This is a genomic window from Roseobacter sp. AzwK-3b (assembly GCF_000170875.1).
Lineage (GTDB): Bacteria > Pseudomonadota > Alphaproteobacteria > Rhodobacterales > Rhodobacteraceae > Roseovarius > Roseovarius litoreus.
This window is the reverse complement of the sequence record NZ_ABCR01000004.1, coordinates 73,764-87,282: the sequence shown is the minus strand read 5'-3', so window position 1 is coordinate 87,282 and position 13,519 is coordinate 73,764. Positions and strand designations below refer to the sequence as shown.

Annotated in this window: 11 protein-coding genes; 8 read left to right on the top strand and 3 right to left on the bottom strand. The window is 62.8% G+C overall.

The window, feature by feature from the left end; translation table 11 throughout:
* Positions 1–11: 11 nt before the first annotated feature.
* From RAZWK3B_RS08545 to RAZWK3B_RS08535, 3 genes are all read left to right on the top strand, one after another.
* Positions 12–377, top strand: a complete 366-nt coding sequence (locus tag RAZWK3B_RS08545; RefSeq protein WP_007814162.1) for a hypothetical protein — start codon at positions 12–14, stop codon at positions 375–377.
* Complete coding sequence (locus RAZWK3B_RS08540) at positions 374–1,177, top strand: hypothetical protein (protein WP_007814161.1); 804 nt, start codon at positions 374–376, stop codon at positions 1,175–1,177. Before RAZWK3B_RS08545 ends, RAZWK3B_RS08540 begins: the two co-directional genes overlap by 4 nt.
* 108 nt (positions 1,178–1,285) lie before the next feature.
* Positions 1,286–2,734: a sensor histidine kinase gene (locus tag RAZWK3B_RS08535; RefSeq protein ID WP_007814160.1), complete on the top strand. Its 1,449-nt coding sequence runs from the start codon at positions 1,286–1,288 to the stop codon at positions 2,732–2,734.
* Positions 2,735–2,747: 13 nt separating this feature from the next.
* Here RAZWK3B_RS08535 and RAZWK3B_RS08530 read toward each other — a convergent pair whose 3' ends face one another.
* Positions 2,748–3,494, bottom strand: coding sequence for an acyl-homoserine-lactone synthase (locus tag RAZWK3B_RS08530; protein ID WP_007814159.1), 747 nt, complete (start codon positions 3,492–3,494; stop codon positions 2,748–2,750).
* A gap of 226 nt (positions 3,495–3,720) precedes the next feature.
* Positions 3,721–4,803, bottom strand: coding sequence for a response regulator (locus tag RAZWK3B_RS20175; protein WP_157132204.1), 1,083 nt, complete (start codon positions 4,801–4,803; stop codon positions 3,721–3,723).
* 471 nt (positions 4,804–5,274) lie between these two features.
* Here RAZWK3B_RS20175 and RAZWK3B_RS08520 point away from each other — a divergent pair, with 471 nt between their 5' ends.
* Entirely contained in the window at positions 5,275–6,399 is a 1,125-nt protein-coding gene (locus RAZWK3B_RS08520) for a response regulator (RefSeq protein ID WP_007814157.1), read from the top strand.
* A 99-nt stretch (positions 6,400–6,498) separates the two neighbouring features.
* On the top strand, positions 6,499–8,682 hold the full coding sequence (gene selD / locus RAZWK3B_RS08515) for a selenide, water dikinase SelD (protein ID WP_007814156.1): 2,184 nt from the start codon (positions 6,499–6,501) through the stop codon (positions 8,680–8,682).
* Here the strand turns inward: selD and mnmH are convergent.
* A complete protein-coding gene (gene mnmH / locus RAZWK3B_RS08510; protein WP_157132203.1) occupies positions 8,648–9,739 on the bottom strand; it encodes a tRNA 2-selenouridine(34) synthase MnmH in 1,092 nt (363 codons plus the stop codon). The genes selD and mnmH overlap by 35 nt on opposite strands.
* Before the next feature lie 554 nt (positions 9,740–10,293).
* On the opposite strand from mnmH, the gene RAZWK3B_RS08505 reads away from it, so the two are divergent.
* From RAZWK3B_RS08505 to ehuR, 3 genes are all read left to right on the top strand, one after another.
* Positions 10,294–11,679: an ammonium transporter gene (locus RAZWK3B_RS08505; protein WP_007814153.1), complete on the top strand. Its 1,386-nt coding sequence runs from the start codon at positions 10,294–10,296 to the stop codon at positions 11,677–11,679.
* 18 nt (positions 11,680–11,697) lie between these two features.
* The gene (locus tag RAZWK3B_RS21430; RefSeq protein ID WP_007814151.1) at positions 11,698–11,868 is read left to right on the top strand and encodes a hypothetical protein; all 171 of its coding nucleotides are present in this window, start codon (positions 11,698–11,700) and stop codon (positions 11,866–11,868) included.
* Positions 11,869–12,038: 170 nt separating this feature from the next.
* Positions 12,039–13,433, top strand: coding sequence for a MocR-like ectoine utilization transcription factor EhuR (gene ehuR / locus RAZWK3B_RS08500; RefSeq protein ID WP_037295464.1), 1,395 nt, complete (start codon positions 12,039–12,041; stop codon positions 13,431–13,433).
* Positions 13,434–13,519: the final 86 nt, after the last annotated feature.

Genomic DNA, 13,519 nt, shown 5'->3' with positions numbered 1-13,519 from the left:
ATGGGGGAAAAATGAGCCTTTCGGACCGACTTGACGAGATGCGTGCCGGGATCGCGGGCTGTTCGCTGGTGTCGTTCGGGGATTTGCAGACCTCGCTGGCGCTGCGCACCAGTTCCGCGGCCCCATGCCCGCGCGAACGGCTGGACGAGATGTTCGCACAGGCGGTGGCAGGGTTCGCGGCGGCGGACAGGCTTGCGGCAGAGGCCGAACCGGTCAGCGATCTGTTTGTTCTGACGCCTTCGGATGTGCGTGTCTTCGTGCGATCGCTGCGCAACGCGGCAGATGTGGTCTGTGCCGTGGGCGAGACGGCGGACGAGATCGGGACGATGACCGCACGCGCGAAACTCATTCTGGATGACGCGGAGCGGACAAGATGATGGGACGCACCTTGCCGGCCAGTTCGACGCGCGACACCAGCACCGTCCTGCACCTGCGCCGGACCCTTGCGCGCGTGGCAGCACCCGATGCCGATCTGCGGGCGAGCCTGCGGGAGGCCGCACATGGCCCGGAGGATCTGATCCGTCTGGTGGCGCGGCAGATCGAGGAGACGGTTTTGCCCCGGTCCTATGCGCTCATTGCCGACCGGCAGGAGCTGGCGCGGCTGAGCATTTCGAACCGCAGGCTGATGGCGCTTTCTTTGGTGACGCAGGAGACGGATATCGGCGCCGACGAGGGGGCTTTGAGCGCGGCACAGATCTATGCCCGGCGCCTGCATGCGCTGGCGCGCGATGCGGCAGGGCCGGTGCGCCTGCATCTTCTGGGCCGCGCCAGCGGGGTGGGCGGGGGCATGGCCAGTTGCTCGGCGCGGGCGCTGGTCGAAAGCTTTGCCGCATTGGGCGGCGATGGCGGGCTGGATGGATTTTTCGAGCTGCTGTCCGGGCAATGTCTGGCGTGGCTCAGGGTTGAGGGCGGGCAGGGCGAGACCGGCAGTGACGGGCCGGCTGATGTGCTGGCGACACTGCGGCGCTTGTTGCCGGAGCATGGCCGGACGGGCTGCCCCAAGGTCGGGCAAAAACCGGCCTGCACGGTCATCGCGCTGGGCGATGCCGGGCGCGCGGTGATCGCGACCGACGGCGCGGCCTGCATGCTGGCGCTGGTTCCCGAGGCGGGCATGGCGGCGGTTCTGGCGGCATGGAAGGCGAGCCAACGCCCGGCACGGGTGGCGCAGCGGCCCTGAGCTTCGGCGCGAGACGCGCCAAAGGCCCAAAATTCACCGCAATCGCGACCAAATAAATTCGCGAAGCACCGATAGACCGGGGCAATTGTAGAGCTGGTAATTGCAGACATGAACACAACGGACGATCCCAAGGTCAGCCTGGAACATGACCTGTCGAGCGACACGCTCGAACGGCAGTTGCGCGACTATGTCAATATCACCAAGAAACTGATCTGGCAACGTCAGGCGAGCTTTCTTGCGGCGATGATCCTATCGGCCTTCTATTTCGATCCGGCGCTTGCGCTGGTGTGCTATTCGGGTCTGTTGTTCAGCGAAGTCCTGGATCTGGTTCTGACCCGACGCGTTCAGCGGTGGGAGGGCAACGACCCGATCGCGGCGCGCAGATTTCTTGTCTGGGTCATGGTCAATACCGGGATGAGCGCGGTGATGATCTCGCTTTTCGTGTTGTTGATCGCAATTCAGCAGAATTCGGGCGGCCATTTCATGCCGCTGTTCTTCCTGTTCGCGGCGGCGCTTTTCGCGGCGATGAACAACCACCAGATCCTGCCATCGCTGATCTTGCGGCTGATGATCTACGGGGCCACGTTCCTGACGATTTCGGTGATGGATATCGTGCGGCTCAGACCGCCGCTCGATTCGCATCACTGGCTTGAATTCTTCACGGTCGCTTTCGTGCTGTATTTCATCGTCGATTGTTCGTTCGTGTTTCTCAAGCTCTACCGCAAGGGCCTCAAGCAGCTGCAGAAGATCAAGCTGGAACATGACCGCGCCAAGCGCGCCTATGAGATCAAGTCGCAATTCCTGTCGACGATGAGCCATGAGTTGCGCACGCCGCTGACCTCGATCAAGTTCTCGCTGGATCTGATGAATTCGGGCTGTGTGGCGCAGGTGCCCGACGATCTGAAGCCGATCCTCGAGATTGCGGTGAAGAACAGCAACCGGCTGGCCGAACTCATCAACGAGACGCTGGATCTGCAGAAGATCGAAAGCGGCGAGATGATCTTCCGCTTCCAGAGCCTTGATATCTCGCGGGTGGTTTCCGAAAGCGTCGATGCGATCATGGCGCAGGCCAATGCCGAGCAGATCGAAGTGCGCAAGGAATTCCCGGAAGACGAGGTGTTCATCAACGGCGACGAGGCGCGCATCCAGCAGGTGCTTGGCAACCTGTTGTCGAACGCTTTGAAATTCTCGGAGGCGGGGGGCGTCATCACGGTCCGGGTCGAACAGAACAACGACCGTGTTCGCGTGAGCGTGCAGGATACCGGCACAGGGATTCCGGAAAACTGCGAGGCACAGGTGTTCGGCCGGTTCAGCCAGGTGGATTCGTCGGATCGGCGCAAGGTCGGCGGGACCGGTCTTGGCATGAATATCTCAAAGCGGATCATCGAACGGCATAACGGCACGATCCACTACAAGAGCCGCCTTGGCGAGGGCACGACCTTCTTTCTGGAATTCGATCTCAAACGTCAGCCCGAGCGCAATCACGACGCGGCGCAGGACTGGTCCGGCGGGGCCGACCGGCATCTGGGCGAAGGACGCATGGTCGCCGGGGAGTGATCCCCGACGCCGCTCAATTCATCGCGTTGACGGCGTTAAACAGGATGGCCTGGCTGTATGTGCCGTCGATATGGAAGCGCGGGCCGATCGGCACGGCACGCAGATCGAGCCGCCGCAACCAACGCGCCCAGATCGCCGGAACGATGCCGATCACATGCGACGCCCCCTCGGCCCGCGCGGTCGAGATCAGCTTGCTGACAAGCACCTGCTGGATATCGAAGCGGCGTTGGGCGGGCACGGTCTCGGTGATGAACACGCGCGCGGCTTCCCAGACCTTGGGATCGACCGGGGCCTGCATGAACAAAACATCCGTCGGCATGTTGTCCAGAATGCCGCGCTGCGCATCGCGCAGCATGTAGCTGTAGATGCCGCAGTGGGCCGTGGTCGGCAGAAGCCGGATACCGGCCAGGATCTCGCCGAATTCATGCACGACGATCCAGCGGCATTGCGGCGTGTCGTACTGGTCGAATTCCATACCGTCGGTCTGGTAGATGTCCCAGTCCAGCTGGTCGATGAACACGTGTTTGCGCGCCCTGAGGTAATTGACCAGAAGCTCGCCGTAATTATGCATGTTGGCGAAAGACAGGCTGCTGGCGCGGACATTGGCGATCCCGGTGCTCTGGTTGCGTTCCGCGCGAATTCTGAGGCGTTTCTTGTCACGGCTGCTCGTTAGCGCCCGCGAGGGCGCCCCATCCGGTGACAGCTCTGGAAATACGGAGGCTGCCGGAGAAGTTTCCGGAGGCACTTTGAATGTTTTCATAACCTGCGCTCAATAATGGCTTTTTAGTGGCTATTATGAGACATGGTGATGCATTTGTGCCAGTTCTTTTTTGCGCTGGCGCAACATTTGGCTGGGTTGCGGCAAGATTGTCCTTGATTTGAAGGCTATCGCGCCATGCGTGACTTGGCGGCAGGCATGGCTTTGCCGTGTTTTTCCAAAGATTTTCTGGGTTTGGTCGCGCTCAAAGGGGCGCTGGCCGCCGGTTTCAGCCTTTCGGCATGAGCATCTTGGCAGGCGGCCAGTTGCCGTCCGAACTGCGGATATCGTCCTTGAAGAGCGCGCGATAGCCGCGCGCTTCGAGATGCGCCAGCTCGTCGTTGAAATAAAGGTTGCCCAATTGCCGTGCCGGAACCTTGTCCAGCGATTTGGCGATGTTCAGCGACTCGACGCTTTTGACCGCCTCGTAAAGCGCAAAAATCGCATCATCGGGGGTCTTGACCCTGAAGGGCACCCCCAGCACGTGGTGCACCCGGGCCTGTGCCGCCGCATCTGCGTGATCAAGCTGGCCTGCGGCCTGTGCCAAAGCCCTCTGAAGGCGTGCATTGAGAAGCCGGGCGAAGCCGGGGCAGGCGATCAAAAAGATGCCCCTGCCGCGATAGGAAAACATCGCGTCGAGCTTGCGCATGCCGACCGACAGCAATCTGCCATAGGCCGAGATCACGCGGATCAGTTCGGCGCCGGACAGCTCGTCCTGCAACTGCTCGAAATTCGAGATCTTGAGCGCGCCGACGCAGAACCGCTTGGAGGTCTGCTGCGCGCGTTTGAGCACGAAATTCTCGAAGGCGAGATATTCCACGAGCCGCGGCAGATCCAGAGATTCAAGATGCGCGGCAAGGTCGATATCGGATGACGTGATCGTGCGCGCGACAGGCTGGCCAAAGGCATCGACACCGCCTGCGGGCTTGTAGTGGGCGATATCCGTGCGCTGCCACGATCGCAGCTTTTCGCGCAGATCCTGAAAGTCGAACGGCTTGTTCAGATAATCCGACGCCCCGGCCGCGAACGCGTTGTCGAGATAGTGGCGTTGCGACATCGCGGTGAGCATGATGACGGGCGTCGTCGCATAGCGCGGATCGGTGCGGACATGCCGGCACAGGCTGATCCCGTCAAGCTCGGGCATCTGAATGTCGAACAGCAGGCAATCGAAGGCGGTTTCATCCTTCCTGAGGATGTTGATGGCTTCCGCACCCGAAAGAGCCGTGACAATCTCGTGATTGTCGCTGGCGCTGAGCGATCGTTCGATCAGTTCGACGAAGGAATCGTCATCATCCACGGTCAGGATCTTCATCCGGGTATCCGCCATTCTGGAAACAGGTGTCTTGGACTGAAGGAACTCGATACCCAAACTCTCAATGGAGGCTGCCCGACAAATCGGGAAAATCTTTGTGCAAATTAAGGTGGAACTTGGATGATCCGGGCGGGCAAGCGATGCCGGATTCGGGATCTCGCGGGCGCAATGCCGCCCCCGGTGCCCAGTTTTTACATCATTTTGCCAAATTCTTCGTGGCCGGAGCATGGCCGTATCCGACGTCTCCGCCGCCTATCTCCCTTCAAAACATCGGAAAAAACCGATTCTCCGCGTGGCCTGTAAGCGCCTGTTCGGCGCGGCTTTCGGCGGGGGAAAGCCACTCTGACGCCATATTTTGAACGACATCGTTAACTAGCTTCAGAAACGTGTGTCGGTACGCATCCAAAGCCTGCGGGACGTATCTTTTTTGTAGTCAGCAGTCATTCGTGGATCACACGGGAGACCGACAGGATGAAGATTCTGCTGGTAGACGATGACGAAAGCATTCTGGCTCTGCTCAAGCAGTTCCTGAGCGCGTCCTGCGGGCATGACGTAACCGCCTGCCCGGGCGGCGTGGAGGCGTTGGACTGCATTGCGACCAGCGAAGAGCAGTTCGACTGTTTCGTGCTCGACATCCAGATGCCGCAGATCGACGGGATCACCTTGTGTGAAAAGATCCGCAACACGCCCCGTTATGCCAATACGTCGATCATCATGCTGACGGCGATGGCGCAGCTCGACCATCTGGATCGCGCCTTTGCGGCAGGGGCCAACGACTACATCACCAAACCTTTTGAGCTTGGTGAATTGCGGGCGCGGATCAAAAGCAGCCAGCGGTTCGTCGGAAAGGAAGGGCCCGAAGGCAGCACCGCGTCCATGGCGAGCACCGAAAGCGCCCAGACCGGTGGAGGCGGTGGAGATGCGCCCTCTGGCGACACGACCCAGGATGCCGGCTTCGCCGAAGTGATCGACATCCGCAATATCGATCGCGTGCTCAGCTATACCGCCTTCGAGAATTACATCATGCAACTGCCGAGATTCGGAATGTTCCAGTCCTCGGTCAGCTCGATCCGGATCTGGCAGGCCGATCAGGCGCATCAGGTCTGCTCGCCCGACCAGTTCCGCCAACTGATCCATCTGGTCGCGGGCGTCATCTCGGACACGATGCGGCGCGACAATTGTTTCTTCTCCTACCGTGGGGGCGGGTTGTTCCTGTGCATTCAGAACGGGCGGGACAGCCTGTCGCGCGAGGATATCGAAAAACCGCTCAATCGCCGGCTTCAGGTGGCGCTGGCGAAATTTCCGCGCGATGTCTCGTTGGAATTGACCGTCGGAAAACGGCATCCGCTACGGTGGGTGACCAAGGCGGGCATCCTGAAAGTGCTGTTCAATCTGGCCCGCGACACCGAGGACGACAGCACCCTGCCGCTGATCGAAACGCAAAGGGACACGACGCTGGTCAATATCGAGAACCGCCGCCGCGAAAATCCGCCCGGCAGACAGCCCTACAAATCGATGCTGAACGAGTTTCTGGGCGAAGAAGAGCTGTCGCCAAATCAGCTTCAGAAAATGGTCAAGGGGCATAACGGCTCCTGACCGCCGCCCGAGATGCGCTGCATTTGGTCCCATTCCATTTGCGCGCATTTCCTGTTCTTGTCGTGCTGATACGTTCTGAACGACAAGGCGGACATTGCGATGAACACCGATCTTCCCGTGACCCGTGATCTGGTGCTGATCGGCGGAGGACATGCCCATGCCCTGATGCTGCGGCGCTGGGGCATGAAACCGTTGCCCGGTGTGCGGCTGACCGTGATCGACCCGAATGTCAAAGCGCCCTATACCGGCATGTTGCCGGGGCATGTGGCCGGTCATTACCCGCGAGAGGCGCTTGATATCGATCTGCTGCGCCTTGCGCAGTTCGCAGGCGCGCGGCTGGTGCAGGATCGCGCCGTGGGTCTGGACCGTGCCGCAAGGCTGGTGCAGCTCGAGCGGCGACCGGCGATCGCCTATGACCATCTGTCGATCGACATCGGCATCTCGTCGGCGCCGCTGGAGATCGCGGGCTTTGACCGGCACGGCATCGCCGCCAAGCCGCTTGGCCCGTTCGCCGAGGCCTGGGAGCGGTATGTCGCGGCGGTGGCGGGAAGTGGCAAGGTGCCGCGCGTGGCGCTGATCGGCGCGGGCGTGGGCGCGGTCGAGCTGGCGCTGGCGATGCATCACCGCTTGCGCGCCGTGGGTGCCGCGCGGCCCGAGATCACGTTGCTCGATGCGGGAAAGGCGCTGCAGGGCACGGCAGCGGGCACGCGCCGCGCGCTGTGGGAGGCATTGTGGCAAGCCGGGATCAAGCTGCGCGAGCATGTGGATGTCGCGGCGGTCACGCCCGACGCGGTCAGGCTGGCCGATGGCACGCTGATCGCGGCGCGTCTGGTGGTGGGCGCGGCAGGGGCGCGCCCCTGGGGCTGGCTTGCGCAAAGCGGCCTGCCGCTCAAGGACGGGTTCATCGAGGTGGATGAATGGCTGCGCGTGGTGGACGATCCCGCGATCTATGCGGTGGGCGACTGCGCCCATATCCGCCATGCGCCACGCCCCAAGGCCGGGGTCTATGCGGTGCGCGCCGCCCCCATCCTAACCCATAACCTGCGCGCCGATCTGACCGGGGCGCAGCGCCGCATCTTCAACCCGCAGGCCGATTTCCTGAAGCTCGTGTCACTTGGCGGCAAGCGGGCCTTGGCCGATAGAGGCGGTGTCGGGCTGTCCCTGCCGGGGCTGTGGCGCTGGAAGGACTGGATCGATCAGCGCTTCATGGAGAAGTTCCGCGATCTGCCCGACATGCCCGCCCCGGTCGTGCCGCAGGATGTGGCCAATGGCGTGCGCGCCGAGATGGCGGATCATCCGGTGATCTGTGGTGGTTGCGGCGCCAAGGTGGGGCCGGGCGCTTTGGGCGGGATGATCGCCGAGCTGGCGCCGGTGGCGCGCGACGATGTCCTGAGCCTTCCCGGAGATGATGCGGGCGTTCTGCGGATCGGCGGGCAGACGCAGGTTCTGAGCACCGATCATCTGCGCGCCTTTACCGCCGATCCGTGGGCCATGGCGCGGATCACCGCGGTGCATGCGCTGGGCGATGTCTGGGCGATGGGCGCCGAGCCGCAATCGGCGCTGGTCAATGTGATTCTGCCGCGCATGGCAGACCGCCAGCAGCGCCATACCCTGCGCGAGATCATGGCGGGTGCTGCCGAGGTGATGGCCGATGCCGGGGCTGCGATCATCGGCGGCCATACCACGCAGGGGCGCGAGATGACCATCGGCTTCACCGTCACGGGACTGTGCCGCGATGCCCCCATCGGGATTGGCGGGGCGCGGCCCGGTGATCGGCTGATCCTGACCAAACCTCTGGGGACGGGGATCATCCTGGCCGCTGCGATGGCGGCAAAGGCGGATGGGGATGTCGTGGCGCGCGCCATGGCCTCGATGGAGCGGCCCCTCGCGCAGGACTCCGGGATCTTGCGGGCCGATGCGCGCGCCATGACCGATGTCACGGGCTTCGGACTGGCGGGGCATCTGCTGGCGATCATGCAGGCCAGTGGCTGCGGTGCGATTCTCCGGCTGGCGGATATTCCCTTGCTGGACGGGGTCGCGGCGCTTGTAGAGCGGCGGATCTCATCGTCGCTGCAAGGCGCCAACGCGGCCCATGCGATGCCTTATATCGACGGGGCCGAGCCGCCGGAATGGCTGTTCGATCCACAGACTGCGGGCGGCTTGCTGGCGGCGGTCCCGTCCGGGAAAGCGGGTCCCTGTCTCGATGCATTGCGCGCGGCGGGCATCGATGCGGCTGAGATCGGAGAGGTCACGGATGACAGCGCGCGGCTTCTTCTACGCTAGGGTTAAAGGCGCGCATCAGCGCCGCCTCGATCCGGGGCAGGGCGCGGATCAGGGCTGCATCATCCAGATCATCCACGGCGACGCGATGCGCGGTTGAAACATCGTTGCGCTGTCGGGCCTTGGCATAGGCCGGATCGTAATGCTCGGTAATAAGGGCATGTGCCAGATCGGTGAACGCGCCTTGAGCCGCCAGCCGTTGCCATGCATCCACAAGGGCGTGGCCGCGAATGGGCCGCAGCAGGTCGAGCTGATGACACAGCTGGTCGGGCGTTGCGCTGATATCCGCATAGGCGCTGGCCAGAAAGGCGGCGCGCGCGGCGGATGGCGCGCTGATCTCGACGCTTGGCGCCGCGCGCATCGCCTGCCAGAGTGATGGCGGCACGATCCTGTGCCCGACCTTGTTGGACTCGGCCTCGATCACCACCGGACGCTGCGGATCGAGCCCGGCAAGCGCTTGGGCCAGCCGGCCCTCGAAAAGCTTCTGTGTCGGCTGACCGCCCGGCATGTCGCCCAAAGCCGAGCCGCGATGATTGGCCAGACCTTCGAGATCGATCACCTGCCAATCCCGTTCGGCAAGCAGCGCCAGAAGGCGGGTCTTGGCCGTGCCGGTATTGCCGTCAAGCAGCACCGGACTAAGGCCAAGCGGCTGCTCATAGAGCATGTCGACGACATGCCGGCGATAGGCACGGTAGCCGCCATCGAGAACCTGCACCCGCCAGCCGATCTGCTGCAGGATCGTGGCGAAAGCGCCCGAGCGCTGCCCGCCGCGCCAGCAATAGACCAGCGGTCGCCAGTTGCCCGGCTTGTCCGCCAAAGGCCCCTCGAGATACCCCGCCACATTGCGCGCGACATGGGCCGCGCCGATCTTGCGCGCCTTGAAACGGTCGTCCTGAACGTAAATTGTGCCGACTTCCGCGCGTTGCGCATCGCTGAGCGAGGGCAGGTTGATCGCGCCGGGAAGGTGGTCTTCGGCGTATTCCGCAGGCGAGCGGGCGTCGATGATCGTATCGACGCTCAGGTCGCGCAGGGCGCAAAGGTCGGGCAATTCGAATTTCATGACCCGCATCTAGGCCAATCCGCCCGCCTGCGCCAGATGGCAGCTGCGTGGCGGGCGCGTTGCGGGGCATGGAAAACGTCCTTTGCCGCCATCGATGTCACGCCATGGTCCAGATGCGCGGCAACCAGATTCTCTGATCGGTCTGATATTGGTGATGATTGGGCCAATAGTGGACCACATCTACAGGAAAATCGATTCACAAAGCGATGCAAAATTGCGCAATGGTCCTGATTTTCGCATAAAATAATGCCAGAGCCGAGATTTTCTTTTCAAGCGATGCTGACTTTGACTGACGCGGCGCGGCCTTTTGCAGCCGGTGTCCCGGTCGTTCAAAATGCCGGATTTTCACCGAAAAGGCAAAGGCTTACCTTGCGTCAAACGGTGCGGCGCCACCGCGCATTCCTGCACCGAAAACACCCCATGCAGGACGGTCGCTTGGTGCTTTGGGGTCAAGAAAGTTCTTTGGGCAGACCGATTCAGGCGCTTGACTTTTGATGCTGCCGATAACGCCGCGCGGATGAACGTGGCACGGCCAACATGGAGGTGAAGTGACTATGGAAGAACAGCTAGCGGAACTTGCGGCCAAGGTCGCCGCGATCGAAACCAAGGGCAACCTGACGAACACGATGTTCGCCGAGACATATTATTACCTGACAATCCCGCTGATGATCATCATCCATGCGGGATTTCTTGCCTATGAAATGGGCGCCTCGCGGGCCAAGAACGCGTTGTCGTCGGGGGTCAAGAACATCCTTGCCATCGCCTTCGTGATCCCGGCGTTCTATTTCTTCGGCTGGTGGGTCTATTGGGCGTTCCCCACGGGGTTCAGCCTGTCCGAAGGACCCAACGGCATTTCCGGCGCGGCCTATGCCAACAGCTTTGCATGGGGCTGGGGCGAGGCGGCTGCGGCCATGGGGCCGAATATCGACGATCAGATCAGTGGCGTGTTCTGGGGGGCGTTCACGCTGTTCGCCGCCACGACGGCCTCGATCATGTCGGGGGCGGTGATCGAACGCATCCAGACCGTGGGTTTCGTGATCCTTGCGGTGATCCTTGGCGGGTTCAGCTGGACGCTGGCGGCGGCCTGGGGCTGGCACGCCGATGGCTGGCTGGTGCAGAGCTGGGGCTTGCATGATTTCGGCGCGGCGGGTCTGGTCCATGCGGTGGCGGGCTTCTTCGCGCTTGGTGTGCTGATCAACCTTGGTCCTCGCGTCGGCAAGTTCAACGCAGATGGCACGGCGAACCACATTCCCGGTCACAATCTGCCGCTGACGGCGATGGGCCTGATGCTCATCATCGTCGGCTTCTGGGGCTTCCTGATGGCCTGTGTCGTCGTCGGCGGCGAGGCATGGTCTTGGGGTGCGAATTTCGCCACGATCTATGGCACGCCGACCAATCTTGGCGCGCTGAGCTTCAACATCCTGATGTCTGTGGCCGGTGGCATCATCGGCGCATGGCTGGGCACGCGTGATCCGTTCTGGATGATGTCGGGCGCTTTGGCCGGGATCATCTCGGTGGCGTCGGGTCTCGACATCTACTGGCCGGCACTTGCCTTCATCATCGCCTTCGGCGCTGGCCTGATCCTCAAGCCTGCGGCGACCTTCCTCGAGAAGTTCGGGATCGACGATGCGGTGGGGGCGGTCACGGTGCATGGCACGATCGGCATCTATGGCCTTGTGACGCTTGGTATCTTCGGTGTGGGCTATCCCGCCTTGCTGGGCGAGGGCGCGCCGACCATCAGCCTCGTGGGTCAGATCGTGGGGGCCGTCGTGTTCATCGCGATCGGGCTTGTTACAGGATATGTAAGCGCGCTGATCCTGAAGATGGTGGGTATGCTTCGGGTGCCTGAAGCTGCTGAAATCGCCGGTCTGGACACCGTCAAGGTGCCCGCACAGGCCTATCCCGAAGGGATCGCCGCGTCACCGCCGGCGGCCAGCTGAACAAGGAGGAACTGACATATGGGATATCCATTCGACACACCGACATGGGACGCGGCTAGCGGCGCGATCTTCATGGGCGCCGGCGGCGCGTTGCCGGGTCTGTTCACGCTGATCGCAATCGTGGTCTGTGTGCTTGCGCTGGTGCTTGGACAGGCCAAGGAAGCGGCCAAATACAAGAACCACAAGTAAGACCCCTCCGGTCTGACACGCATCCCCGCCGCGAAAGCGGCGGGGATGTTTTGTTGTCCGGCGATGCTTGCGTCAGGGCGCCCTTGGCGTGCTGTCTTGTCAAACCCTGCGTTTATGTGCCCGATACAGGACAGGCGCCTGTCTTGGCGCACAGCTTTCACGAGGCCCAGATGACGTTCGATTTTCTTGACCGTGGGACCCTATCCGAGCCTTTGTACCTGAGCCTCGCCGCCGCCATCGAGCGCGAGATCCGCGAGGGCAGGCTGCCTGCCGGGGCAAAGGTGCCGACGCATCGCGCGGTCGCGGCCGAGCTTGGCATCAGCGTGCAGACCGTCGGCAAGGCCTATGACCGGCTGCGCCAGCACAATCTGATCGAAGGCCATGTCGGGCGCGGCACTTTCGTGGTCGATCAGGCAATGCAGGACCGCCCGCCCTATGCGCTCAGGCCCGTGCAGACGCAGGTCTGTGATCTGGCGCTGTCGCGCCCTTTGTTCGATGAACGTCACGACATCGCCATGCGGCGCACCCTGCGCGAGATGGCCGACAAGGCCGATCCCGCGACGATCCTGTCCTGCCGGCCCAATCAGGGCCAGCTTGACCATCGCGAAGCCGGGGTGCTCTGGCTGTCGGGTCTGGGTCTGGAAGCCGATGCGGACCGGGTCATCCTGACCAATGGTGTCACGCATGGCATGGCGGCGGCGCTATCGGGGGTCACCGCGCCGGGCGATGTGGTGCTGGCGGATGCGGTGACCCATCATCTGGTGATATCGCTGTGCCGCTATCTGGGACTGACCCTGATCGGGGTGGCCGGTGATGGGCAGGGGATGCTGCCCGACGCGCTGGATCAGGCCTGCCGCACGCATAGGCCGCGGGTTCTGGTCACGCTGCCCACGCTGACCTTGCCGCAGGCGGGTGTCATGGACGCACCGCGCCGCGCCGCGATCGCTCGGATCGCGACGATGCATGATCTGGTGATCGTGGAAAACGATGCCTATGCACCGATTTTGTCGCGCGGTCCGGCGCCGATCACGGCGCTGGCGCCCGAGCGCAGCATTTACCTCACGACCTTCACCAAATGCACGGTCTCCGGTTTGCGGGCGGGCTACATGGTCGGCCCGGCGCATCTTCAATCGGCGCTGCTGAGCCGCTTGCTGGTGTTTTCATGGGCCGCCACGCCGCTTGTCTGCGAGATTGCCGCGCGTTGGGTGCGCGATGGCACCGCCGCCGAGCTGGCGCAGTGGCAGCGCGACCGTCTGGCCGAAAGGTTCGATATCGTCCGCGCCGTTCTGGGGCCGCATGACATTGAGGGTCATCCCGGCGGGTTGCATTACTGGCTGCCTTTGCCCAAGGGCTGGGACGCCCGGGATTTCGTCCGTCTGGCCCGCGATCAGGACATCGCGCTGGCCCCGGCGGGTCCATTCCTGACGCCGCAGGCCCCGGCCCTCGACGCGGTGCGCCTTTCCGTTGGCGGAGAGCCGGACGCGACCCGGTTTCGTGGCGCCCTCGAGCGGCTTGCCGCATTGTTGAGCGCTCCGCCCGAGGGGGCTTATCCGGTTGGCTACTAATAATGTAATGATGCAATTAATGGTTTGACATGCATTACAATGACCCCCACGCTTTCGGCATAAATGTTGAAACTAGGGAGCATTGT